The organism is Rheinheimera tangshanensis (genome assembly GCF_014645135.1).
In the GTDB taxonomy this organism is placed as follows: domain Bacteria; phylum Pseudomonadota; class Gammaproteobacteria; order Enterobacterales; family Alteromonadaceae; genus Pararheinheimera; species Pararheinheimera tangshanensis.
Genome location: NZ_BMLH01000007.1, coordinates 25,169 through 49,162, shown reverse-complemented (window position 1 = coordinate 49,162; position 23,994 = coordinate 25,169). Strand labels below are relative to the sequence as shown.

The 23,994-nt window shown below is 44.9% G+C and carries 22 protein-coding genes; 13 read left to right on the top strand and 9 right to left on the bottom strand.

Annotation, left to right across the window (positions count from 1 at the left end; translation table 11 throughout):
* Positions 1 to 390, bottom strand: a 390-nt coding sequence (locus IEW88_RS13240) for a transposase domain-containing protein (protein WP_188713510.1), incomplete at its 3' end; no start/stop codon positions are given.
* Positions 391 to 624: 234 nt separating this feature from the next.
* On the opposite strand from IEW88_RS13240, the gene IEW88_RS13235 reads away from it, so the two are divergent.
* Both IEW88_RS13235 and IEW88_RS13230 read left to right on the top strand, forming a co-directional pair.
* Positions 625 to 1,164 (top strand): cytochrome b, encoded by a 540-nt coding sequence (locus IEW88_RS13235; RefSeq protein ID WP_147905451.1) that lies wholly within the window; start codon positions 625 to 627, stop codon positions 1,162 to 1,164.
* Between the two features lie 17 nt (positions 1,165 to 1,181).
* A complete protein-coding gene (locus IEW88_RS13230; protein WP_147905452.1) occupies positions 1,182 to 1,757 on the top strand; it encodes a YceI family protein in 576 nt (191 codons plus the stop codon).
* 48 nt (positions 1,758 to 1,805) lie between these two features.
* Here IEW88_RS13230 and yfaE read toward each other — a convergent pair whose 3' ends face one another.
* The 5 genes from yfaE to ubiG all read right to left on the bottom strand — a co-directional run bounded on the left by yfaE (position 1,806) and on the right by ubiG (position 7,301).
* On the bottom strand, positions 1,806 to 2,060 hold the full coding sequence (gene yfaE / locus IEW88_RS13225; RefSeq protein ID WP_053425898.1) for a class I ribonucleotide reductase maintenance protein YfaE: 255 nt from the start codon (positions 2,058 to 2,060) through the stop codon (positions 1,806 to 1,808).
* A gap of 15 nt (positions 2,061 to 2,075) precedes the next feature.
* Positions 2,076 to 3,206: a class Ia ribonucleoside-diphosphate reductase subunit beta gene (gene nrdB / locus IEW88_RS13220; RefSeq protein WP_053425905.1), complete on the bottom strand. Its 1,131-nt coding sequence runs from the start codon at positions 3,204 to 3,206 to the stop codon at positions 2,076 to 2,078.
* Positions 3,207 to 3,269: 63 nt separating this feature from the next.
* Positions 3,270 to 5,555 (bottom strand): class 1a ribonucleoside-diphosphate reductase subunit alpha, encoded by a 2,286-nt coding sequence (gene nrdA / locus IEW88_RS13215; protein WP_147905453.1) that lies wholly within the window; start codon positions 5,553 to 5,555, stop codon positions 3,270 to 3,272.
* A gap of 370 nt (positions 5,556 to 5,925) precedes the next feature.
* Positions 5,926 to 6,594 (bottom strand): HAD-IA family hydrolase, encoded by a 669-nt coding sequence (locus tag IEW88_RS13210; protein WP_147905454.1) that lies wholly within the window; start codon positions 6,592 to 6,594, stop codon positions 5,926 to 5,928.
* Positions 6,591 to 7,301, bottom strand: coding sequence for a bifunctional 2-polyprenyl-6-hydroxyphenol methylase/3-demethylubiquinol 3-O-methyltransferase UbiG (ubiG, locus tag IEW88_RS13205; RefSeq protein WP_147905455.1), 711 nt, complete (start codon positions 7,299 to 7,301; stop codon positions 6,591 to 6,593). Before ubiG ends, IEW88_RS13210 begins: the two co-directional genes overlap by 4 nt.
* A gap of 177 nt (positions 7,302 to 7,478) precedes the next feature.
* On the opposite strand from ubiG, the gene gyrA reads away from it, so the two are divergent.
* The 11 genes from gyrA (at position 7,479) to IEW88_RS13150 (ending at position 20,739) form a co-directional block, all read left to right on the top strand.
* Complete coding sequence (gene gyrA, locus IEW88_RS13200; protein ID WP_147905456.1) at positions 7,479 to 10,103, top strand: DNA topoisomerase (ATP-hydrolyzing) subunit A; 2,625 nt, start codon at positions 7,479 to 7,481, stop codon at positions 10,101 to 10,103.
* Between the two features lie 236 nt (positions 10,104 to 10,339).
* On the top strand, positions 10,340 to 11,419 hold the full coding sequence (gene serC, locus IEW88_RS13195; RefSeq protein WP_147905457.1) for a 3-phosphoserine/phosphohydroxythreonine transaminase: 1,080 nt from the start codon (positions 10,340 to 10,342) through the stop codon (positions 11,417 to 11,419).
* Positions 11,419 to 12,705: a 3-phosphoshikimate 1-carboxyvinyltransferase gene (gene aroA, locus IEW88_RS13190; protein ID WP_147905458.1), complete on the top strand. Its 1,287-nt coding sequence runs from the start codon at positions 11,419 to 11,421 to the stop codon at positions 12,703 to 12,705. The genes serC and aroA overlap by 1 nt, the downstream gene beginning before the upstream one ends.
* A gap of 115 nt (positions 12,706 to 12,820) precedes the next feature.
* Positions 12,821 to 13,501: a (d)CMP kinase gene (gene cmk / locus IEW88_RS13185; protein ID WP_147905459.1), complete on the top strand. Its 681-nt coding sequence runs from the start codon at positions 12,821 to 12,823 to the stop codon at positions 13,499 to 13,501.
* Between the two features lie 101 nt (positions 13,502 to 13,602).
* Complete coding sequence (gene rpsA, locus IEW88_RS13180; RefSeq protein ID WP_147905460.1) at positions 13,603 to 15,279, top strand: 30S ribosomal protein S1; 1,677 nt, start codon at positions 13,603 to 13,605, stop codon at positions 15,277 to 15,279.
* Positions 15,280 to 15,347: 68 nt separating this feature from the next.
* Positions 15,348 to 15,632 carry an integration host factor subunit beta gene (gene ihfB, locus IEW88_RS13175; protein WP_008899011.1) on the top strand — a complete coding sequence of 95 codons (285 nt, stop codon included), beginning with the start codon at positions 15,348 to 15,350 and terminating at the stop codon, positions 15,630 to 15,632.
* Between the two features lie 35 nt (positions 15,633 to 15,667).
* On the top strand, positions 15,668 to 15,910 hold the full coding sequence (locus IEW88_RS13170) for a LapA family protein (protein WP_147905461.1): 243 nt from the start codon (positions 15,668 to 15,670) through the stop codon (positions 15,908 to 15,910).
* A 5-nt stretch (positions 15,911 to 15,915) separates the two neighbouring features.
* Complete coding sequence (locus tag IEW88_RS13165; protein ID WP_147905462.1) at positions 15,916 to 17,046, top strand: tetratricopeptide repeat protein; 1,131 nt, start codon at positions 15,916 to 15,918, stop codon at positions 17,044 to 17,046.
* Positions 17,047 to 17,067: 21 nt separating this feature from the next.
* Complete coding sequence (gene pyrF, locus IEW88_RS13160) at positions 17,068 to 17,775, top strand: orotidine-5'-phosphate decarboxylase (RefSeq protein ID WP_147905463.1); 708 nt, start codon at positions 17,068 to 17,070, stop codon at positions 17,773 to 17,775.
* 27 nt (positions 17,776 to 17,802) lie between these two features.
* Complete coding sequence (locus IEW88_RS13155; protein ID WP_229670501.1) at positions 17,803 to 19,515, top strand: potassium/proton antiporter; 1,713 nt, start codon at positions 17,803 to 17,805, stop codon at positions 19,513 to 19,515.
* Positions 19,516 to 19,983: 468 nt separating this feature from the next.
* Complete coding sequence (locus tag IEW88_RS13150; RefSeq protein WP_147905465.1) at positions 19,984 to 20,739, top strand: hypothetical protein; 756 nt, start codon at positions 19,984 to 19,986, stop codon at positions 20,737 to 20,739.
* A 124-nt stretch (positions 20,740 to 20,863) separates the two neighbouring features.
* On the opposite strand, the gene IEW88_RS13145 is transcribed toward IEW88_RS13150, so the two are convergent.
* The 3 genes from IEW88_RS13145 to IEW88_RS13135 all read right to left on the bottom strand — a co-directional run bounded on the left by IEW88_RS13145 (position 20,864) and on the right by IEW88_RS13135 (position 23,866).
* Positions 20,864 to 21,445 (bottom strand): hypothetical protein, encoded by a 582-nt coding sequence (locus IEW88_RS13145; RefSeq protein ID WP_147905466.1) that lies wholly within the window; start codon positions 21,443 to 21,445, stop codon positions 20,864 to 20,866.
* 159 nt (positions 21,446 to 21,604) lie between these two features.
* Complete coding sequence (locus IEW88_RS13140) at positions 21,605 to 23,293, bottom strand: NAD-dependent malic enzyme (protein ID WP_053425877.1); 1,689 nt, start codon at positions 23,291 to 23,293, stop codon at positions 21,605 to 21,607.
* 144 nt (positions 23,294 to 23,437) lie between these two features.
* Positions 23,438 to 23,866 carry an Lrp/AsnC family transcriptional regulator gene (locus IEW88_RS13135; RefSeq protein WP_147905467.1) on the bottom strand — a complete coding sequence of 143 codons (429 nt, stop codon included), beginning with the start codon at positions 23,864 to 23,866 and terminating at the stop codon, positions 23,438 to 23,440.
* Positions 23,867 to 23,994: the final 128 nt, after the last annotated feature.

Sequence of the window (23,994 nt, the reverse complement as noted above, 5' to 3'; positions counted from 1 at the left end):
AAGCAACTGTAAACCGCACCAACGTGGGTGCTCTGCAGCTTGATGCCATAGCTGTTGAGTCTGTAAAAAGACCTGCTGAATAGCCTCATCACCCAAGCGTTGACGTCCCTGATGGACAGCGCTGGGAGCCGTTAATACTCGCTTTCCTGGCAGGGCCAGCTGCATGGTGTTGGCTATCGACCAGACATCCATTTTGCGATAAAGCGCCATGCCAATCAGTAGCATGACTAAAGACTTGAGCGGTAAACGCCGCCGACGAATAGTCGTGACTCCGGCTTGTTCAAGACATTGTCCAAGGAATTCAGGGGGAAGCAATTGAGCTAAAGTGCCGGAGCCAACAACGTGTGGAGCGTGACGATTGGCAAGGGTTAAAGCGGTGACTAACTGCATAGAAAAAGGCCTGCGACATCTCTGTTGCAGGCCTTTATACATCAACCACTGGATCGGTCAACCGATCTGAAAAATGCTTATCTGATCGGCATTAGCCTTCATGGCTCTTTTTTTATGTCTGAAGTTCGCAGTTAAATGGACTAACCTTCTATTAAATAGAACAAAATGTGCTTATTTTTGTTATTTTAAACTATCTTCTGGAAAGATAAGCTGTTTCTATTAAGAGGAGAACCTATGGCAACAGAAAATAGCGGATACAGTTGGACCAGTATAGTGCTGCACTGGCTGGTCGCTGTGGTGGTGATCGGACTTTTTGCATCAGGCTTTTGGATGGTGGATTTAAGCTACTACAGTAGCTGGTATAAAACTGCACCTTTTTGGCATAAGAGTGTCGGAGTGTTATTGCTATTGATGATGGGCTACAGAGTGTTGTGGCGTGTGTTAAATGGAACTGCCACACCTTTAGCCAGTCACAGTAAAGCCGTACAAAGAGCGAGTCATTTCACACACCTGACATTGTACGCACTTATATTTTTGATTATTTGCAGTGGTTACCTGATTTCTACTGCGGATGGCCGGCCAATAGAGGTATTTGGGCTGTTTGATTTACCTTCGGCAGGTGAGTTGTTTGCTGAACAAGCAGATAAAGCAGGTTTGGTACATAAATTTGCGGCTTATGGCCTGATTACGCTGGTGGTATTACATGCCTTCGCTGCATTGAAACATCACTTTTTCGATAAAGACAATACGTTAAAACGCATGCTTAAACCTTAATTTAAAAGGAGATTGGAATGAAGAAGTTATTAGTAGCCAGTTTGATGGCATCTATGTTAGCAGCGCCGGCGTTACAAGCTGCTGAATACGAGATTGACACCCAAGGCGCGCACGCTTTTGTTCAATTTAAGATCAGCCACTTAGGCTACAGCTGGTTATATGGCCGCTTTAATACCTTTAAAGGTAACTTCAGCTATGACGCTGCCAAGTTAGCAGACTCTAAAATCCAGCTGGAGATCGATACTAAAAGTATCGATTCTAACCATGCTGAGCGCGACAAGCACTTACGCAGCCCGGATTTCCTCAACGTAGACAAAAACAGCAAAGCTACTTTTGTTAGTACAAAGATAGTACCAAAAGCAGGTGCTGATTTTGATGTAGTAGGTAACTTCACCTTAAACGGTGTGACGAAAGAAATCGTGATTAACGCCACTAAGCTGGGTGAAGGTGCTGATCCATGGGGTGGCTACCGCGCTGGTTTTGCTGGCACAACCAGCATTAACTTAGAAGATTTCGCTATTAAAAACATTCTTGGCCCAGCATCTGCCACTGTGCATCTGGATCTGAGCGTGGAAGGCATCAAGAAGTCTTAATGTAACACCTGGCCTCTAAGAAATTGCCCTGTAGTATCCTTGCGATACTCAGGGCAATTCTATTTCTATATCTGTGATGGGAATACTGCAGCAGGGTAAAATTTCGCCTTTGCGGACAAAAGCCAAGGGTTCATTCAGATAACTAACAGAACCAGACAACAACTTACAACGACAAGCGCCACAATACCCTTCACGACATTGATAGTTCACTTGCTGTTGTTTCGCCTCCAATGCATCAAGCAGGGTGCGTTGCTCAGGCTCAAACTCAAGACTGAGCACATCCTTCACCACTACTTTTACCATATCAGTAGTCGCAGCTTAGAGATCAAAATCGCCGAAGTCAGCGCCATCCATTTCGTTGTCGATTTGACCGACTAAATAAGAGCTGATTTCAGATTCCTGCGGAGCTACCTGCACATTATCAGACACCAACCAGGCATTGATCCATGGAATAGGATTTTGTGTTGTGCCAAAAATTGGTTTTAAGCCCACAGCCTGCATTCTGTTATTGGTAATGTATTCAACGTACTGGCACAAAATATCTTTATTTAAACCAATCATCGAACCATCTTTAAACAAGAACTCAGCCCAGTCTTTTTCTTGCTCAGCTGCTTTGCGGAATATGGCGTAGGCTTCGTCTTCGCACTCTTTCGCTATCTCCGCCATTTCCGGGTCGTCTTCACCTGCGGCCATAATATTCAACATATGCTGAGTGCCTGTTAAATGCAGAGCTTCATCGCGGGCGATCAGTTTGATAATTTTTGCATTGCCTTCCATCAGCTCACGCTCAGCAAAGGCAAAACTACAGGCAAAGCTGACATAGAAACGAATAGCTTCGAGCACGTTGACTGACAAAATACAGACATAAAGCTTACGTTTCAGATCGCGTAAGCTGATAGTGTGGGTTTGACCATCGACCACATGAGTGCCTTCACCACATAAGTGATAGAGGTTCACTGAATGAATTAAGTCGTCATAGTAACGCGTAACATCATCAGCGCGCTCAATGATGCGTTCATTGAGCAATATATCGTCAAATACTTTGTGCGGTTCATTGGTAATGTTACGCACAATATGAGTGTAGCTACGGCTATGGATGGTCTCACTAAAGGCCCAGGTTTCAATCCAGGTTTCCAGCTCTGGCAAAGAGACGATAGGTAGCAAAGCTACGTTCGGGGAGCGGCCTTGCACTGAATCAAGTAAAGTTTGATACTTTAAGTTACTGATAAAAATATGCTTTTCATGTTCGGGCAGCTGCTGAAAATCGATACGATCTTTACTGACATCTACTTCTTCAGGGCGCCAGAAAAAGCTCAATTGTTTTTCAATCAGTTTTTCAAAGATACCGTATTTTTGTTGATCATAGCGGGACACGTTCACCGGGTTGCCGAAAAACATCGGCTCTTTCATTTGATCATTGTTCGTACGGCTAAAGGTGGTGTAACTCATCAGCAACATCCAGTTTATTGTTTGTTATGCATACAAAAAGAGGGCTGCAATGCAGCCCCTGACTTAAATTTTACAGGCGCCACCGGCACAACCATCGTCTTCCGGCGTCGCTTTGATGTCTTCTTGTATATCAGAAGCGCCATCACGGGTGTTGTGGTAGTACATGGTTTTAACACCCAGCTTATAAGCCGTCAGTAAGTCTTTTAACAAGATCTTCATTGGCACTTTGCCGCCTTCGAACTTGCCTGGATCGTAGTTGGTATTGGCAGAAATCGTCTGATCAACAAACTTCTGCATAATAGCCACTAAGCTGATATAACCGTCGTTGTTAGGCATATCCCATAACAACTCATACTGGTTTTTCAGGCGCTCATACTCAGGCACAACCTGCTTTAAAATGCCGTCTTTACTCGCCTTTATACTGATGTGACCACGTGGTGGTTCAATACCATTAGTCGCATTTGAAATTTGCGAAGAGGTCTCAGATGGCATCAGGGCAGATAAAGTGGAGTTACGTAAACCGTGCTCAACCACATCTTTACGCAGCTGGTCCCAGTCATAATGCAATGGTTCAGCACAAACTTTATCCAGATCCTTTTTATAGGTATCAATAGGCATAATGCCTTCTGAATAGGTGGTTTCGTTAAATTTAGGGCAAGGACCAAATTCCTGAGCCAGCTTGTTCGAGGCTTTCATCAGGTAATATTGAATAGCTTCAAAAGTACGGTGTGTTAAGCCATTGGCAGAACCATCGGAGTACTTGACGCCATTTTTCGCCAGGTAATACGCATAGTTAATCACGCCTATACCCAAAGTACGGCGGTTCATACTGGCATGGTAAGCAGCAAGAATAGGGTAGTCCTGATAATCCAGTAAGCTATCTAAAGCACGTACTGCCAGTTCAGCTAATTCTTCCAGCTCATCTAAATGTTCAATAGCACCTAAGTTAAAGGCCGACAGTGTACAAAGAGCTATTTCACCGTTTGGATCGTTGATGTCATTCAATGGCTTAGTTGGCAGCGCAATTTCTAAACACAAGTTACTCTGACGCACTGCAGCAAACTTCGGATTAAACGGGCTATGTGTATTGCAATGATCAACGTTCTGTAAATAGATACGACCTGTGCTGGCACGTTCCTGCATAAAGAGGGTAAACAGCTCAACCGCTTTAATACGCTTTTTACGGATAGAAGCATCTGCTTCGTATTGAACATAGAGCGCTTCAAACTTTTCCTGATCTTCAAAGAATGCGTCATACAAGCCTGGTACGTCAGAAGGACTGAACAAGGTGATCATTTCATCTTTAATCAGGCGTGTGTACATCAGGCGGTTAAACTGCACACCGTAATCTAAGTGACGTACACGGTTTTCTTCCACACCCCTGTTGTTTTTCAGCACCAGTAAGGATTCCACTTCTAAATGCCACAGCGGATAAAACAATGTTGCTGCGCCACCACGAACACCACCTTGAGAGCAGCTTTTTACTGCAGTCTGGAAGTGCTTGTAAAAAGGAATACACCCTGTATGGAAAGCTTCACCGTTACGGATAGGACTACCCAAAGCACGAATACGGCCTGCATTAATACCGATACCGGCACGTTGACTGACATATTTCACGATCGCGCTGCTGGTCGCATTAATAGAATCTAAGCTGTCACCACACTCAATCAACACACAAGAGCTGAACTGACGGGTTGGGGTACGTACACCGGACATAATAGGTGTAGGTAACGAAATCTTAAACATAGATACAGCATCGTAAAAACGACGCACGTAGCTCAAGCGGCTATCTTTTGGATAATTCGCAAATAAACAGGCTGCAACCAATATGTAAAGGAACTGGGCGCTTTCGTAAATCTGACCTGTCACCCGGTTTTGTACCAGGTATTTACCTTCTAACTGTTTAACCGCAGCGTAACTGAAATCTAAATCGCGGCTGTGGACGATGAAACTATCTAACTGCTCTAATTCTTCTTTACTGTAGTCAGCCAGAATATGAGCGTCATAACGCTTTTCTTCCACCATTTTGACCACATGATCATACAGCTTTGGTGGCTCGAACTGACCATAGGCTTTTTTACGTAAATGAAATACAGCCAAGCGAGCAGCCATATATTGATAATCCGGCGTCTCTTTTGAGATTAAATCGGCAGCGGCTTTGATGATGGTTTCATGGATGTCGGCGGTCTTGATGCCGTCGTAAAACTGAATGTGCGAACGTAACTCAACCTGAGACACTGATACGTTTTGTAACCCCTCAGCAGCCCAATCTATCACACGGTGGATTTTGTCTAAGTCTAATGGTTCGCGCTGACCATCTCTTTTGGTTACGTATAATGTTTGAGTCATATTTTTCCGCCGAAAATTCCATCTCAATTGTTATTATTGTGTGCACAGAATTTCTGCTGTGCAGCGAATTCACCCGCCTTTGGCTTCATTAGGTCGAACTCAACAGAGCGACACAACATCTAGGGGTGAAAGAAGAACGGATCACAAGATAGAGTGGATCAATAGCAATTGCAACCCCTGCCAGCGGGCGAAAAAAACAGCATGTTAGTGTCCGCTAACGTGCGAAATAGGCGTTTAAAAACCTCTGCAGGGAAGCAATAGTTTTTCAGTAAAAAATCTATTTTGTCTGTTCGGCTAAAATTTAAGTCACTAAAAAAAATCACCTGCAAAGAGGTGATTTTTAATTGAACAAAATATGAAAAAACTGAACTTAATCGAGGTATTGGATCAGGTCTGTGAAGTGGGATATATGTAAATCTGCGCCCCAGAGTTCAGTTTTATCATCTGGCCCAATATAGCCAAAATCGCACATCACGGTTTGCATGCCTGCCCGACGTCCTGCTTCTATATCTCGTTCTGCATCTCCTATATACCAACACTGGTTTGCAGGAACCTGCATAGAGTGAGCAGTCATCCATAAAGGAGTCGGGTCGGGTTTACGTTGTGCCAGACTGTCGCCGCCTACTAACAAACGGCTTTTAAGTAAAGCGGGTAACTGACGTTGTACTTTGGCCGCCAGCTTATAAGGTTTATTGGTTACTATGGCCCAAGGGATGTTGCGTGCCTGAAGTGCCGCGAATAACTCTTCAGCGCCTGGAAACAAGCAACTGTGCACACCGCTGTGCTCGTGGTAATAATCCAGCAGGCTTTGGCGTGCTTTGCCAAAATCAATCTCTTTTATCGCTTCACCAAAACCAAGTTGGAGCAAACCTTTAGCACCATGAGAGGCCATAGGGCGATATTCTTCATAGCTTTTTTCAGCCATACCATGCTGTCGCAGCACAAAATTCAGTGCTGCACCTAAATCCTCTGCGGTATCCACTAGAGTGCCGTCTAAATCAAATAAAACAGCAGCAGGCTTGGTTAGTATCTTATTCATACCGGCTTTTTCGCTACCACAAAATAATTCACATCCAGCCCAGGGCCAGTGCGGAAAGACTGATTAATAGGGTTATAGTGGAGGCCTGTGGCATCGACTAGCTGTAAACCTGCATCATCAATAAAACGCATCAGATCAGAAGGGCGGATAAATTTCTCAAATTCGTGCGTACCTTTAGGCACTAGTTTGAGGACTTGCTCAGCGCCAACTATGGCCATCAGATAAGCTTTCCAGGTTTTATTTAAGGTCGAAAACACCAGTGTCGCGCCTGGTTTGGCTAAATCAGCACAAGCCTTCACTACAAAAGCTGGCTCTGGCACATGCTCCAGCATTTCCATACAGGTCACTAAATCGAAGCTGCCTTGATTGGCAGCAGCAAAATCTTCCGCTGTGCTTTGTTGATACTGAACTGAGACCTTAGACTCCAATGCATGTAATTTAGCCACTGTTAAAGCTTCATCGGCCATATCAATGCCTGTAACTTCTGCACCAGCTTTCGCCATCGCCTCAGCCAGAATACCGCCACCGCAGCCAACATCGACGGCTTTTTTACCAAATAAGCCTTGCACCTGATCGCTGATAAAGGCCAGACGACAAGGGTTTAATTGGTGTAATGGTTTGAATTCGCCAGTTGGATCCCACCAGCGGGACGCGATTTCATTAAACTTGGCAATTTCGGCCGGATCAACATTGGAAGCAGGGTTCATAAGCATATCCATTTAAAATTTTGGCTATTATAAGGCCTTGATCTGTTTGAGCAATGCTGTACAAAGCACAACAGAACTGGCAAGGTATTTTTTCTGTGGTAGAATCCGCCTTTGTCCCGCGACCCATTACAGTAAAAAACGCGGGTATCTTGTTGATTTAAGGGAAAAAAGCTTTTTATGACAAATTTGGCCAAAGAAATTGTTCCCATTAATATCGAAGAAGAATTAAAGAATTCTTATCTCGATTATGCAATGAGCGTTATTGTGGGACGTGCCTTACCGGACGTAAGGGACGGTTTAAAGCCAGTTCACCGTCGCGTGTTGTTTGCGATGAAAGAGTTAGGCAACGACTGGAACAAAGCCTACAAAAAATCTGCCCGTGTTGTCGGTGACGTGATAGGTAAATACCATCCGCACGGCGACAGCGCTGTGTACGATACCATAGTTCGTATGGCCCAGCCTTTCTCCTTACGCTACATGCTGGTCGACGGTCAGGGTAACTTCGGTTCAGTCGACGGCGACTCTGCAGCAGCAATGCGTTATACCGAAGTGCGTATGTCGCGCATTGCCGGTGAGCTGTTAGCCGATCTGGACAAAGAAACAGTCGATTATGTGCCTAACTATGACGGCACCGAGATGATCCCGGCTGTATTACCAACGAAGATCCCAAACCTGCTGGTCAACGGCTCTTCTGGTATTGCAGTAGGTATGGCGACCAATATTCCGCCCCACAATTTAAATGAAGTGATTGATGCCTGTCTGGCCTTGATTGCTAATCCGGATATCAGCATTCCTGAGTTAATGGAACTGATGCCAGGACCAGATTTCCCGACTGCCGCTATTATCAATGGCCGTCGTGGCATTGAAGAAGCTTACCGTACTGGTCGGGGCAAGGTGTATATCCGCGCCAGAACTCATATCGAAACCGACGAAAAAACCGGTCGTGAGACTATTGTTGTCGATGAAATTCCTTATCAGGTCAACAAAGCCCGTTTGATTGAAAAAATCGCCGAGCTGGTCAAAGAAAAACGCATCGAAGGTATTTCAGCATTACGCGACGAGTCTGATAAAGACGGTATGCGTATTGTCATTGAAGTCAAACGCGGCGAATCGTCAGACGTTTTAATCAACCACTTGTATACCCAAACTCAGATGCAAACTGTGTTTGGTATCAACATGGTAGCTCTGGATCAGGGCCAGCCGAAGTTGATGGGCTTAAAACATATGCTGCAATGTTTTGTGTTGCACCGCCGTGAAGTGGTGACACGCAGAACAGTCTATGATTTACGTAAAGCCCGTGACCGCGCTCATATCTTAGAAGGTTTGGCCATCGCTCTTGCCAACATTGATGAAATTATTGATTTAATCAAAAACTCATCAAGCCCGGCCGATGCAAAACAAGGTTTAGTTGCGCGTGGCTGGCAGTTAGGTGATGTTAGCGCCATGTTAGAGCGTGCCGGTGAAAACGCCGCCCGTCCTGAGTGGCTGGAAGAACATTTTGGTATCCGTAATGGCGAGTATTTCCTGACTGAACAACAAGCTCAGGCCATCCTTGATTTACGTTTACACAAACTGACGGGTCTGGAACATGAAAAGATTCTGGACGAGTACAAAGAGTTATTAGTGCTGATTGCTGAACTGTTACACATTCTGGGGAGCCCGGAGCGTTTAATGGAAGTGATCTGTGAAGAGTTAGAAGCTGCCAAAGCCCAATATGGTGATGCCCGTCGTACCGAAATTCAGGATAACGCGATGGATATCAACATGGAAGACTTGATCACCGAAGAAGACGTCGTCGTGACTTTATCGCATTTAGGCTACGCCAAGTACCAGGCTCTGTCTGACTATGAAGCTCAGCGTCGTGGTGGTCGTGGTAAAGCGGCAACTACAGTCAAAGATGAAGACTTTGTTGACCAGTTGCTGATCGCAAGCACCCACGATACGATTCTGTGTTTCTCTAACCGTGGTCGTCTGTACTGGATGAAGGTGTATCAATTACCGCTGGCCTCCCGTCAGGCGCGTGGTAAGCCGATAGTGAACTTACTGCCACTGGAAGAAAACGAGCGTATCACCGCTATTCTGCCGGTTCGTGAATACGAAGAAGGCAAGTATGTGTTTATGGCGACAGCTAACGGTACTGTGAAGAAAACCTCACTGACTGAATACTCTCGTCCACGTAGCAACGGTATTATCGCTGTGAACCTGAACGAAGGCGATCAGCTGATTGGTGTCGATATCACAGACGGCAACAGCCAGATCATGTTGTTCTCGGACGACGGTAAAGTAGTGCGCTTTAAAGAAGATCAGGTCCGTCCAATGGGTCGTGGAGCTACAGGTGTTCGTGGTATTAAATTACGCGAAAACGGCTCTGTGGTGTCCTTGATTGTTCCGAAGAGCGAAGGCGCTATTCTGACGGTGACTGAAAACGGCTACGGTAAACGTACCGCATTGCAGGAATACCCAGAGAAGAGCCGTGCGACTCAAGGTGTGGTCTCGATTAAAGTCTCCGAACGTAATGGTCTGGTGGTAGGTGCAGTCCAAGTGAATGCGCTGGATGAAATCATGCTGATTTCTGACAAAGGCACACTGGTCCGGACCCGCGTCAGCGAAGTTTCACAAGTAGGCCGTAACACTGCTGGTGTTATTTTGATCCGCACCATCGAAGGTGAAAAAGTAGTAGGTGTACAACGCATCGACGAAATTCAGGATCAGGAAGAAGTAGCAGCCGCAGAAGCGGAAGCTGCAGCATTAGCCGCACAAAATCCGACTGAGGATACTGTAGCGGACGGCGAAGAAGAGTAAGACTGTTAAGAAGGGGCCAGATCACATTACTTAAAAAATAATGTGATCTGGCCCCTTTTTTATTTCTGTCTTTTGCAAAGTGCGCTAAAGTAGCGACTGTTTAGAAAGAGCCGTCCAGACGTCGACCTTTTCAATAAACAACCCAAGGCCACAACAATCAAGATCATCCAAAGATGACCAAAATCAGTTTTCTAATTTATTTTTCATTCGATAATGCGTTGTAACAGGAGCAAGAGATGACCACCTATAACTTTTGTGCTGGCCCGGCTATGTTGCCGGTGGAAGTAATGCAACAGGCACAGGAAGAGTTGATCAACTGGCATGGTCGCGGCTGCTCCATTATGGAGATGAGTCACAGAGGCAAAGATTTTATGCAGGTTGCGGCTCAGGCAGAGCAGGACCTGCGCGATTTACTGAGCATACCGGCAAACTACAAAGTGCTGTTTATGCACGGTGGCGGCCGGGGTCAGTTTTCCGCTGTGCCACTTAATTTAGCCAAAACCGGTGTCAGTGCAGATTATATAGTCTCAGGCGCCTGGTCTAAGGCTGCGGTTGAAGAAGCTGAAAAATTCACCGCGTTAAAAGCTCAGACTATTCAGTTTAAGCAAGATGGTCTTCGTACTTTAGTGCCAGCTTCAGATTGGCAGCTCAATGACAACGCCAGCTTTGTGCATTTTTGCCCGAACGAAACTGTGGATGGCATGGAGTTTATCGACTTACCCAGCACCAAAGCGCCTTTAGTGGCCGATCTGTCATCCACCATCTTATCGCGTCAGATTGATGTCAGCCGGTACGGTGTGATTTACGCCGGTGCCCAGAAGAATATTGGGCCTTCAGGTTTAACCCTTGCCATAGTGCGTGAAGACTTGTTACCCGCCAAAGGCAGTAGCATTCCGAGCGTTCTGGATTATCGTTTGGCTGCTGACAACGACAGTATGTTTAATACACCGCCTACTTATGCCTGGTATCTGGCAGGACTGGTGTTCCAGTGGCTGAAACGTCAGGGAGGTGTTGAGGCGATGCAACAGCGTAATGCCCTCAAAGCACAAACCTTGTATGGTTATATCGACCAAAGCGATTTTTATCGCAATGACGTGGCGCCACAGTTCCGTTCATCAATGAACGTGCCGTTTTTATTGGCTGACGAAACTCTGAACGACTTGTTTGTCAACGAAGCCGAAGCCAATGGTTTGTTGGCATTAAAAGGCCATCGTATGGTCGGCGGTATGCGCGCCAGTATCTACAATGCGATGCCATTAGAAGGCGTACAAACGTTAGTCACCTTTATGAAAGAATTTGAGCGGGTACACGGCTGATGAAAACTTTAACCTTAGAACCTATCGCTAAAGTGGAAGGCGTGGTGCATTTACCTGGTTCAAAAAGTATCTCCAATCGTGCTTTGTTGCTGGCCGCTTTAGCCAAAGGCACAACTCGTATTACCAATTTGCTCGATAGCGACGATGTCAGCCATATGCTCAATGCCTTAACAGCGCTTGGCGTACAGTTTTCGTTATCTGCTGATAAAACAGTGTGCGAAATCAAAGGTGTGGCGGGCGTATTTCAACACAAAGAACCTCTTGAGCTGTTTTTAGGCAATGCTGGCACAGCAATGCGGCCCTTAACTGCCGCTTTAGCTGTATCCAATGTCGATGTAACCTTAACAGGTGAACCTCGGATGTACGAACGTCCTATTGGTCATCTGGTGGATGCCTTGCTACAGTGGAACGCCGATATTGAGTACCTGCAGCACAAAGACTATCCGCCGCTTCGTATTCGCGGTAAAGCTCTGGCTGGCGGTAAAATCAGTATTGATGGCTCAGTCTCCAGTCAGTTTTTAACTGCTGTGCTGATGGCTGCACCTTTATTATCCGGTGACAGCGAAATTGTCATTAGCGGCGAATTGGTGTCTAAACCTTATATTGATATTACGTTGGCCTTGATGGCGCGTTTTGGCGTAGTGGTCGATAACAACAACTATCAAAGCTTTGTTGTCAAAGGCAATCAGCAGTATCAGTCACCAGGTGATTTTCTGGTGGAGGGAGACGCATCTTCTGCCTCTTATTTCCTCGCTGCTGCGGCTATCAAAGGCGGCACCATTAAAGTCACAGGCATTGGCAAAAATGCAGTGCAGGGTGATATTCACTTTGCCGACGCTTTAGAAGCCATGGGAGCGACAGTAGACTGGGGTTATGACTACATTTCGGTTACTCGTAACCAATTAAAAGGCATAGACCGTGATTACAACGCTATTCCTGATGCAGCCATGACCATTGCGACTACAGCTTTATTTGCACAAGGCCCAACGGCTATCCGCAATGTCTACAACTGGCGCGTCAAGGAAACCGACCGTCTGAATGCTATGGCGACAGAACTGCGTAAAGTAGGAGCTGAAGTGGAAGAAGGTGAAGATTACATTTTAATCACGCCACCAACGACACTGAAACATGCCAGTATAGCCACCTATAACGATCACCGTATGGCCATGTGTTTCTCTTTGGTTGCATTAAGTAACACTGCAGTAACTATTGAAGACCCGGATTGTACCCGCAAAACATTTCCTCAATACTTTGAAGTATTTAGCTCACTCAGCACTTTAGCTTAGAAAATCACGCGTAACCTAAGTGGTTACGCGATCCCTTTGATTAAACCGCGCTTTTTGTCATTTATTTCTGTATAATGCCGCATCTTTTTGTGTGTTCGACTGTTTTGGAGGCAGAATGCAACAAGCGCCGGTAATTACCATTGATGGACCAGGTGGCTCAGGGAAAGGCACGATTTGCCGTTTAGTTTCCCAAAAACTGGGCTGGCATCTGCTGGATAGCGGAGCGATTTATCGTGTGTTAGCGTTAGCTGCTATCCATCACCAGATTGCCCCTTCTGACGAAGAAGCCTTACAGCCATTGGCTGCTCACCTTGATGTACAGTTTACCTGCGACGAGCAAGGCAATACCCGCATTACGCTGGAAGGCGAAAATGTCACTCATACCATCCGTACTGAAGAAGTAGGGTCAGTGGCCTCTAAAATTGCCTCTTTACCACGGGTACGCGAAGCTTTGTTACGCCGTCAACGCGCCTTTAAAGAAGCGCCGGGTTTAGTGGCTGATGGCCGTGATATGGGCACTGTGGTGTTTCCACAGGCAGAAGTTAAAATCTTTTTAACGGCCGACGCGTCAGAGCGCGCCAGACGGCGTTATTTAGAGTTGAAAGAAAAGGGCCATGATGTTAACATCGGCGACCTTTTGAGCGAAATACAGGCCCGTGACGAACGGGATATGAATCGCGCGGTAGCGCCTTTAAAGCCTGCAAGCGATGCATACATGCTGGATTCGACCAATAAAACCATTGAACAAGTGTTGGACGAGGTTCTCAACGTCTGTAAAAAGTTGAACCAGGCCTAGACCTTCACGTTGGACAGCTTGTCGCAAGGATGATGACAAGTTAACTTAGCAACCCCATGACACAGGACTGTGCGTGGAGCACTTAAACTGAAAAAGTGAATATGACTGAAAATTTTGCACTACTGTTTGAGGAAAGCCTCAAGACTATCGAAACTCGCCCTGGTTCTATCGTTAAAGGAACCATCGTTGCTATTCATAAAGACGTAGTACTGGTTGACGCCGGTCTGAAATCTGAAGCAGCAATCCCGGTTGAACAATTCAAAAACCTGGCTGGCGAGATTGAAGTGAGCGTTGGTGACATCATCGACGTAGCTCTGGACGCGGTAGAAGACGGTTTCGGTGAAACCTTATTATCCCGTGAAAAAGCTAAACGCCATGAATCCTGGGTTCGCCTGGAAAAAGCTTGTGAAGATAAAGTTACTGTTATCGGTATCATCACTGGCAAAGTTAAAGGCGGTTTCACTGTCGAAGTTGATGGTATCCGTGCATTCCTGCCTGGTTCATTAGTTGACGTGCGTCCGGTACGTGACACATTACACTTAGAACACAAAGAACTTGAGTTCAAAGTAATCAAATTGGATCAGAAGCGCAACAACGTGGTTGTATCACGTCGTGCTGTGATCGAATCTGAAAGCAGTGCTGAGCGCGATACACTGTTACAAAACTTAGAAGAAGGCATGGAAGTTAAAGGTATCGTTAAGAACCTGACTGACTACGGTGCATTCGTAGATTTAGGTGGCGTTGACGGTTTACTGCACATCACTGACATGGCTTGGAAACGTGTTAAACACCCAAGCGAAATCGTCAATGTTGGCGACGAAATTCCAGTTAAGGTTCTGAAGTTTGACCGTGAGAAACAACGTGTTTCTTTAGGTCTGAAGCAAATGGGTGAAGATCCATGGGCCGCTATCGCTTCACGTTACCCAGAAGGTGCTCGCATCACTGGTCGCGTAACTAACCTGACTGATTACGGCTGCTTCGTAGAAATCGAAGAAGGCGTTGAAGGTTTAGTACACGTTTCAGAAATGGACTGGACTAACAAAAACATCCACCCATCTAAAGTTGTTAACTTAGGTGATTCAGTGGAAGTTATGGTTCTGGAAATCGACGAAGAACGTCGTCGTATTTCTTTAGGTCTGAAACAATGTAAAGCCAACCCATGGGAAGAGTTCGCTAAGGGCTTCAACAAGGGTGACCGCGTATCTGGTAAGATCAAGTCAATCACTGACTTCGGTATCTTCATCGGTTTAGACGGTGGCATCGACGGTTTAGTACACCTGTCAGACATCAGCTGGAATTCAACTGGCGAAGACGCTGTGCGTGAATTCAAGAAAGGCGACGAAGTCCACGCAGTTGTGTTACAAGTTGACCCAGAGCGCGAGCGTATCTCTTTAGGCATCAAGCAATTAGACGAAGACCCGTTCAACGGCTACCTTGCTGATAACAAAAAAGGTGCTATCGTTAAAGGCAACGTAACTGCAGTTGACGCGAAAGGCGCTACTGTAATGCTGGAAGGTGGTGTTGAAGGTTACGTTCGCGTATCTGACATCGCTCGTGAGCGTATCGAAGACGCTACTACAGTATTAAAAGTTGGTGAAGAAGTAGAAGCTCGCCTGATGGGTGTTGACCGCAAAAACCGCGTAATCAGCCTGTCAATCAAAGCGAAATTCGAAGCTGAAGAAAAAGAAGCTATGGACACTATCAAAAAGCAGGATGATGCTGACTTTGGTGGTAACGCTATGGCCGAAGCATTCAAAGCTGCTCAAAAAGCTGACTAATTGATGCTTGTATAGAAGGACCGGAGCTTTGCTCTGGTCCTTCATTCTACTGATACTGCGGAGGGTCCATGACCAAATCTGAATTGATCGAAAAACTGTCTACTGATTTTTCTCATGTCCAGGTGAAAGACATCGAATCTTCAGTCAAAGAAATTCTGGAACAAATGGCCACTTCACTGGCGAATAACGAGCGTATCGAAATTCGTGGTTTTGGTAGTTTTTCTCTGCATTACCGCGCACCTCGTGTAGGTCGCAATCCAAAAACCGGCGATAAAGTGGAATTAGACGGCAAATACGTGCCTCATTTCAAACCGGGTAAAGAATTACGTGACCGGGTGAAAACGAACACCTGATCTCTTTTCAGCTAAAAAACGGGGTTGACGGAGTTTTGACCAGATTTTTTTATGTTGTATTTATTATTGCCCTGATTATTTTCGGGCTTATTCTGGGTTCCCTCAATCAGCAAGTTGCTGAATTTGATTATCTTATTGCAAAAACAGAACTCAGAGTGGTGGATATCGCCGCTCTGTTTTTAGTCTCTGGTTTTCTGCTTGGCCTGAGTGTGTCTATGGCCTTTATCCTGAAGGCAAAAACCAAAGGTTGGTTTGCTAAATCTTCAGATAAAACCTGATCCCTATGCTGGAACTGTTATTTCTGTTACTTCCTGTCGCCGCCGCTTACGGTTGGTTTATGGGACGAAACAGCGAAAAACAAAAAGAGCTTAAGGGCAGGGCTTCTGTCACTAAAAACTTATCCTCTGGCTTAAATTTCCTGCTGACTGATCAAGAAGACAAAGCTATTGAGCAATTACTGCAATTGCTTGATGTCGAAGCCGCGACTATTGATACCTATCTGGCATTAGCCAACCTGTTCCGTCGCCGTGGTGATTGGGATAAAGCCATTCGTATCCATGAAAAATTGCATCAGCTCAAACTGCCAAAACAGCAGGCACAAAAAATACAGTTTGAGCTGGCCAAAGATTACTTTAGTGCGGGTTTATACGATAGAGCAGAACCTTTATTAAGCGCTTTGGTGCAGGCTGAAAGCATTCGCGAAGCTGTATTAAAACAACTATTTAGCTTATTTACCGCCACACACGAATGGCAAAAAGCCATGGATTTCCGTGCTGTAGTAGAGCAAACAGATTCTCGTTCCTTGCGTATTGGTGTGGCGAATTTTAGCTGTGAAGCCTGGCGTAAAGAGCCAGTGCCAAGCGACGCGTACCGGCAGCTAATCCAACGGTATCCGGTGTCTTTGCGGCCCAAGTACGAGCTGGCAAAAAAGCTGATTGCCGAAGAAGAATTTATCGAAGCCCGTGAGCTATTGCTGGCCATACTGCAGCAACGGCCACAATGGGCCGCTGAGTTGTTGCCTTTAGTGCAACAAACAAAGCCAGAACCGGCAGAGTGGCAAACACTACTGACGGAACTGAGCCGCAAACATAAAAACATCAGTGCTATCGCAGAGCTGGCACAATTTTATGCACAAGGCGAGAATCTGCAACAAGCTGAAAATTTACTAACAGATAAATTGAAGCAGCAGCCGAATATCCGCTTATTTTTAAAGTTTATTCAAATCAGACGGTTACAGAACCCGTCTGAGCCGCATTTGGCTGAAATAGAGCAGATGGTACAGGCTTATCTGGATACCAAAGTGCTGTATCATTGCCGCAATTGTGGCTTTAAAACCAAGCAACCTTATTGGCTCTGTCCGTCTTGTCAGCAGTGGGAAACGGTAGAGCCAATGACCGGCATAGACGGTCGCTGATCTGACAAAGAAGAGAACCTGATGAATAACACCAGTCCTATAGTGGTCGCCTTAGACTTTGAGCAAAAATCCGCAGCATTAAATTTAGTCAGCCAACTTGACCCGTCGTTGTGCCGTTTAAAAGTCGGTAAAGAGATGTTTACTCACTTTGGTCCGGACTTTGTCAAAGAGCTGCAGCAGCGCAAGTTTGATGTGTTTTTAGATCTGAAGTTTCACGATATTCCAAACACAGTCGCCAAAGCTGTCAAAGCATCGGCCGACTTAGGTGTCTGGATGGTAAACGTCCATGCCTGCGGCGGTAGCCGTATGATGATTGCTGCCCGCGAAGCCCTAGAAAGCTTTGGCAAAGAAAAACCACTGCTGATTGCTGTGACTGTATTGACCAGTATGGAGCAAAGTGATTTAGTGGAGCTGGGTATTAATTTAACTCCACAGCAGCAGGTACTAAGACTGGCTGGGCTGGTGGATAAGTCAGGTTTGGATGGCGTGGTTTGTTCTGCACAAGAAGCTGTTGAATTAAAACAGCAATTTGGTAAAGAATTCTGTTTAGTAACACCTGGTATTCGTCCATCTTTTGCTACTGCTGATGATCAAAAAAGGGTGATGACTCCAGCTGATGCGTTAAAGGCTGGTGTAGACTATATGGTGATAGGGCGCCCAATTACCAAAGCTGCCGATCCGTTATCCGCTTTACAACAAATCTACCGGGAGATTTACCCTGCGCATTAAGAAAAAAGGAGCTTTTATTTGGATGCAGTGAATTTAACAATCCTGGTTGCAGGGGCTCTGTTTTTCTCCAGTATCGTTGCTACTCTGATCTCGGCGCGCTTAGGTGCGCCTTTATTATTAATTTTCCTCGTTATTGGCATGCTGGCCGGTGAAGACGGTTTACTGGGCATCAAGTTTGGCAATCCTGATGTAGCGTTGCTGATTGGCTCTATAGCTCTGGTGATTATCCTGTTTGATGGTGGTATGCGCACTCATCCGGACAGGGTTCGTGTGGTATTGGCGCCAGCAGCTGTATTGGCTACATTGGGCGTTGTGCTGACCTGCGGCATTTTAGGTGTCGCAGCCTCTTATTTGTTTAATTTGACCTTGCTAGAAGGCTTACTGTTGGGCGCTATATTAAGCTCAACGGACGCCGCAGCTGTGTTTTCTATCTTTCAGTCCGCCGGCTTAAATATCAAAGAGCGGGTGGCATCCACATTGGAAATAGAGTCGGGTAGTAACGACCCTATGGCGGTGATGTTGACCTTCACTCTGGTTGGCGTCTTAGCCGGCCAAAGTGAATTAAACTGGTCCTTATCGACTGTATTCTTTCAACAGGCTGTGGTCGGTGCTGCAGTAGGCTATGGAGCAGGGCGCCTCTTTGTTTTGTTGTGTAGAAAACTGCCTTTAAGCGCCGCCTTTTTCCCTTTACTGGCCGTCTCTTATGCGCTTCTGATCTACGGCTTGACCAACCAATTTGGTGGCAGCGGCTTTCTGGCGGTGTATTTAATGGGCTTTTTAATTGGTAATGCCCGTTTACCACAAATTCAGCAAATATTGCGGATGCACGACGGTTTAGCCTGGCTCAGTCAAATCATTATGTTTTTGATGCTGGGTTTATTGGTAACGCCAAGCAAACTGATGGAATACGCAGTTCCGGCTTTAATTTTGGCCTTGGTGATGATTTTTATAGCCCGGCCTATAGCTGTGTTTTTAAGTCTGGTGCCATTTCATTTTCCAAAGAAAGATCAGGTATTTATCAGTTGGGTAGGGCTAAGAGGTGCAGTGCCTATTATTCTGGCTTTGTTCCCATGGTTAGCTGGTGTACCTAATAAAGACTTGTACTTTAACGTCGCATTTTTCGTGGTGATTGTATCCTTGCTTATCCAGGGCTGGTCTATAGCACCAGTCGCGCGCTGGCTAAAGCTTGAAGTACCACCAGAGCCAGGCCCGGATCATTCCATGCCACTCGATAGTGTGGCCAGTAATGATTTGCTGCAAGTCTTGTCCTTCAAAGTCGGCAAAGGTTCACCTATTGTCGACAGCGACTGGCAGCAACTGAATATGTCGCCGAATGTCAGCTACTTAGGTGTGCTGCGTAAAGGTGAATGGATCAAAGCCGAGCAAAGCCCAAGCTTTCAACTGAACGACATGCTGCTGGTATTAAGCAAAGCCAAAGATGTGAAAGCTGTCAGTGACAAAGTGTCCACCAGCGCAGAGCAAACCTCGTTGGATAAACTGGATTTCTTCGGTGACTTCGTATTAAACGGCGAAATCACCTTACACGAGCTGGATGGCTTCTACAGTATTCAATTCGCTGCAGATCAGGACCCAAGCCAAAGCCTGTCCGAATATATCACTGAAAAGTTCCACAGACGTGTGGTGGTTGGCGACCAGGTGCAGCTGGATCAGTTAGTACTGACAGTACGTCAAATAGACGACCACGACCAAATACTGCAGGTGGGTATTAAGTCGGCTTAATCTATAGAAGTAAGCCTTACGCCGGATAAATGAGTTGAAACCGACGTAAGGCTCTTAATGCTGTTTGAATATCTGGATTGCGGGAGAAGTGAAGTTGTTTACTCAACCTTATAGACATCTATAATTAATTTAACATAATAATCATTATGTGATACTTTGTGCATTGGAGTTAAAGGGGATATCTCCATATTTATCAAACAGATATCTGGTCTTTGTCCAGTGTTCTCAGCTAGTGTTGATAAAGCATTTTGTGTGAGTTTACCTAGTACGCCCATTTCCTTATTCCAGAAAAACAGCGCCTTGCTGGTAAATTCTGTTCTATTGTCGCAGATAACCTTTGCACATATCGCACGTTTTGTACTTTTGCAATTTCCCTAAAAACATCGTATTTTACATGTGCTTACGTTCTAAACATCATGGAAGTAACCACCTCTTGTATTTATATTGATTTTAAAAAAGGATTTTGAGTTGGAAGAGTTCGCTCAACAATTTATTAATAGGATTAAAAGCCCAATTTTTGGCTATTTCCTTGTTTCATTTATCGCTATAAATTGGGATCCAATTTTCTACTTGTTTTTTCATACTGCGAGCGTCCCACTACGTATTAATTATTTCAAGGAATCTGTAGATTTTTACTCAGCTTTTGCCTTTCCATTTCTGATTTCTATTGTCTATTCAATTGCTTATCCTTGGATAAATTTCCTTATAGGATATGCTACAAATCAGGCTGTAGAGCTTAGAGATAACTTATCTATAGATGCAGATCACCGAACAACCATCAAGAAAAGAAACTTAGAGGAAGCGCGCTCAGAACTATTTAGGATTAAAGAAGAAATTATCTTGGAACGTGCTGCGGTAGACCAAAAGATAAATGAAATCGATGATGAAAACACCAGAGAAGAACTCAAAGTACAGCTAACAGAGATACGCAAACCGGACTCTAGTAAGCCGCTAAGTTCTAATATTCATTTTCCAGAGTTTGATACTGATCTTCAGTCCATCATAGGTCAACTTTTGGTCACTATGGCTGCCAACAAATCCGTTATGCTTAGAGACGATTTGAAATCAATTTTGGGATTTAGCGACGTTAAAAATGACGTATTAATTACTGAATTAATTAGGCACAAATATATCGATATAATCCAAGTTTCGCAAAATAATTTTAAATACTCGTTAACGTCGAGGGCTAAGAAGGTTTTGGTGGATAAAAAATTAATTAATTAATTGCTTGGGCTAAAATTTATTTTCTTGAAAATGTAGCGTTAAACTCGTTAATTAGAACACTTGCCTAAGCAAAACGGGAAAACCATACACATCAACGTATATGGTTTTCATATCAAGATGAAGATTAATTGCGTGAAATCAGTTTAATACCGCCATCGTAACATTCAGTTGTTTTGCCTGAATCGGACATCACCTGGATATGATCAAAACCACCAGCTGGCGCAGACTTCTCCAGCAAGTCGGTAAAATCATCGGCTATGTCGCTGATTTCATCTCCTTTTTGCTCTAAAGCTGCGAAATGTGGTCTGTGGCGTTCTGTGATTTCCTGAATTTCTTCGGCTAATTTATGCTGCTCAGCCATTTTGACTTTATCAATACGAATACTGTGTTCATCTTCCTGATGCACAAGATCCGAAAGTTCAGCCATTCGTTCGCTGTGCTGCTCCATTTCTGCTTCAAACGCTTTTAAAGGTAAATGCAGCTCTTCCATTTGTTGCTCAACAGCTTCTAAGCGTTGATAAGCTGCAAATTCATCTGTAGTCATAGCGCGCTGTTGTATAACTTTGCAGTTTTTAATAAACGCTATTTGTGCCGGCACTGCGGCTGGGTTAGCTACAGTAGTAGTTTCAGCCTGAGCTGTACAACCAGCAGTGATTGCAATAGCGGCGGATAACAAAGTGAAGGTCAAAGATTTTTGGAATTTCATAACAGGCTCCTATGGTTCAGTTATTAGTAAGTCGGAGCTGCTGAAGAAATAGTTGGAGGGAAAAACAAAAAAAGTTGGTTTAATTGCTAAAGTATTGATTAAACCAACTTTTTATTTAGCTGACTTGAACGAAAAACACAGAAAACTTAGTGGCCGACTTTAATGACCACTTACACGCTTGTATTCGCGGTATTCTGGTTTCCAGAAATTGCGTTCAATTTTTTGTAGTAATTCATCGTCACTGATCTCCAGCGCCAAGCCTTGCTTTTGTGCAATTTTAGCCACTTCGAAGGCGATTTTTTTACTTAGCTCAGATAGTTCAGACAAAGCCGGCAGTAAGGATCCCTGCCCTGTGTTGGCTAATGGCGACGCCGCAGCCAAGGTTTCGCTGGCAATACGTAACATGTCATCGCTAATGCGACTGGCTTTCACCGCAACCACGCCCAAACCAATACCTGGGAAAATGTACGAGTTATTACACTGCGCAATATGGTAGGTCTGGCCTTTGTAAGTTACAGGCTTAAAAGGACTGCCGGTCGCGATAATCACTTTACCCTCTGTCCACTTAATCACTTGTTCAGGCGTTGCTTCCACTTGTTTAGACGGATTGCTCAACGGGAAAATAATTGGCAGTTCGCAGTGTTTTTTCATCGCTGTGATCACTTGTTCAGTGAACAAACCTGGTTGGCCAGACACACCAATTAAGATATCCGGTTTAGCGCAATTCATCACATCCAATAAAGAAGCATAGTCTCCACTGTATGCCCAGTCTGCCAAATCTGATTTTTTCTGCATCAGAGCTTCTTGGAAATCACGTAAATCAGCCATGCCTTCGGTTAATAAACCAAAACGGTCAACCATGTAGACTTGTTTGCGGGCAGTTGCGTCATCCAAACCTTCGGTTTTCATTTGGCTGATAATTTGTTCTGCAATACCACAACCGGCTGAACCAGCCCCAACAAAGACCACTTTTTGTGATGACAGTTTTACACCTTTACTGCGACAAGCGGCTAATAAAGAGCCTACAGTCACGGCAGCTGTGCCCTGAATATCATCGTTAAAACAACAGTATTCTTCACGGTAGCGTTTTAAAATAGGCATAGCGTTAGGCTGAGCGAAGTCCTCAAATTGCACCAAAGCTTCAGGCCAACGGCGTTTTACCGCTTTCATAAACTGGTCGATAAAAGCATCGTACTCTTCGCCGGTAATACGTTTATGTTTAGATCCCATATAGACAGGGTCATTCAACAGTTTTTCGTTATTGGTACCCACATCCAACATCACTGGTAAGGTATAAGCTGGGCTGATACCACCACAGGCTGTATACAAAGATAACTTGCCGATGGAAATACCCATACCGCCAACGCCCTGGTCACCTAAACCCAGTACACGTTCGCCGTCTGTAACTACTATGACTTTGACTTTTTTCTTAGTGACGCTGCGCAGTATGTCATCCATATGCTCACGTTCGCTGTAGGAGACAAAAATACCACGGGCGCTGCGATAAATAGCCGAGAAGCGCTCACAGGCATCCCCTACTGTTGGCGTATAAATCACCGGGATCATTTCTTCCAGATGCTCTTTCACCAGACGATAAAACAACGTTTCGTTTTTATCGTGAATAGCACGCAGATAAATATGTTTGTTGATTGGTTCAGCGAAGCTGGAATACTGCATATAAGCACGGGCCAGTTGCTGTTCAATAGTTTCGTAACGTGGAGGCAATAAACCAATCAGGTTAAAGGCTATACGCTCTTCTCTGGTAAAAGCGCTGCCTTTATTTAACAAAGGAGTTTCTAATAAAGCTGGACCTGCGTAAGAGGTATAAAGAGGTTGTTTTGTACTCATGGGGATCTCTCGAGACTAGCCTGTTGGCTCAACTGCGGCCGATCATAGCAGGTCTGACTGATGCAGCAACCTCACAAAGGTCAAAGTGTTGTTAAATGACGATCATTTAATGCTGGTCAGACCTGAAAATGGCTCTTTCCAGCCTTATCTTTTGAATTTAGTCTCCAGAATGACCGAAGAGTTAGTGCGCTCTACCCCGTCCAGATTACCAATTTCATCCAAAATGTGACTCAACTGCTCTGTACTTTGCGCCTGAACTACCGCTATCAGATCGTACTCACCACTGATGGCATAGAGCTCAGAGATCTGGCTGATTTGCTTTAACTCTACATTGGTTTTTGTCGTCAACTTTTGTCGTACTTTAATAGCCACATGGGCTGAGACTAACTGGCTTAAAAATGCGCTACCGTATTCCAGCACATAACCTTTGACCACACCACTTTGTTCCAGTTTATGCAGGCGGTTTTGTACTGTGCTACGCGAGACATTTAAGGCTCTGGCTAAATCAGAAATACTGGCTCTGGCGTTACGCCGTAACATACCCAGTAGTTTTTCGTCATCAGAACTTATCATTATGCTCAATCACCTTATCAAAATGACAGAATTAACTGAAATATTGTTAATAATGCTACTGCATATTGGTAAGTCTGGCCAATATAATAAATGAAATTTCTTTTGTCCCCTGTGTTTCAGGGGCGTTA

Coding starts and splice junctions, on each gene's coding strand:
- IEW88_RS13210 (WP_147905454.1), bottom strand. CDS start 6,594: ATGAATAAGATACTAACCAAGCCTGCTGCTGTTTTATTTGATTTAGAC.
- IEW88_RS13235 (WP_147905451.1), top strand. CDS start 625: ATGGCAACAGAAAATAGCGGATACAGTTGGACCAGTATAGTGCTGCAC.
- yfaE (WP_053425898.1), bottom strand. CDS start 2,060: ATGGTAAAAGTAGTGGTGAAGGATGTGCTCAGTCTTGAGTTTGAGCCT.
- IEW88_RS13165 (WP_147905462.1), top strand. CDS start 15,916: ATGCTGGAACTGTTATTTCTGTTACTTCCTGTCGCCGCCGCTTACGGT.
- pyrF (WP_147905463.1), top strand. CDS start 17,068: ATGAATAACACCAGTCCTATAGTGGTCGCCTTAGACTTTGAGCAAAAA.
- ihfB (WP_008899011.1), top strand. CDS start 15,348: ATGACCAAATCTGAATTGATCGAAAAACTGTCTACTGATTTTTCTCAT.
- IEW88_RS13230 (WP_147905452.1), top strand. CDS start 1,182: ATGAAGAAGTTATTAGTAGCCAGTTTGATGGCATCTATGTTAGCAGCG.
- nrdB (WP_053425905.1), bottom strand. CDS start 3,206: ATGAGTTACACCACCTTTAGCCGTACGAACAATGATCAAATGAAAGAG.
- IEW88_RS13135 (WP_147905467.1), bottom strand. CDS start 23,866: ATGATAAGTTCTGATGACGAAAAACTACTGGGTATGTTACGGCGTAAC.
- serC (WP_147905457.1), top strand. CDS start 10,340: ATGACCACCTATAACTTTTGTGCTGGCCCGGCTATGTTGCCGGTGGAA.
- rpsA (WP_147905460.1), top strand. CDS start 13,603: ATGACTGAAAATTTTGCACTACTGTTTGAGGAAAGCCTCAAGACTATC.
- aroA (WP_147905458.1), top strand. CDS start 11,419: ATGAAAACTTTAACCTTAGAACCTATCGCTAAAGTGGAAGGCGTGGTG.
- IEW88_RS13140 (WP_053425877.1), bottom strand. CDS start 23,293: ATGAGTACAAAACAACCTCTTTATACCTCTTACGCAGGTCCAGCTTTA.
- IEW88_RS13145 (WP_147905466.1), bottom strand. CDS start 21,445: ATGAAATTCCAAAAATCTTTGACCTTCACTTTGTTATCCGCCGCTATT.
- nrdA (WP_147905453.1), bottom strand. CDS start 5,555: ATGACTCAAACATTATACGTAACCAAAAGAGATGGTCAGCGCGAACCA.
- gyrA (WP_147905456.1), top strand. CDS start 7,479: ATGACAAATTTGGCCAAAGAAATTGTTCCCATTAATATCGAAGAAGAA.
- ubiG (WP_147905455.1), bottom strand. CDS start 7,301: ATGAACCCTGCTTCCAATGTTGATCCGGCCGAAATTGCCAAGTTTAAT.
- cmk (WP_147905459.1), top strand. CDS start 12,821: ATGCAACAAGCGCCGGTAATTACCATTGATGGACCAGGTGGCTCAGGG.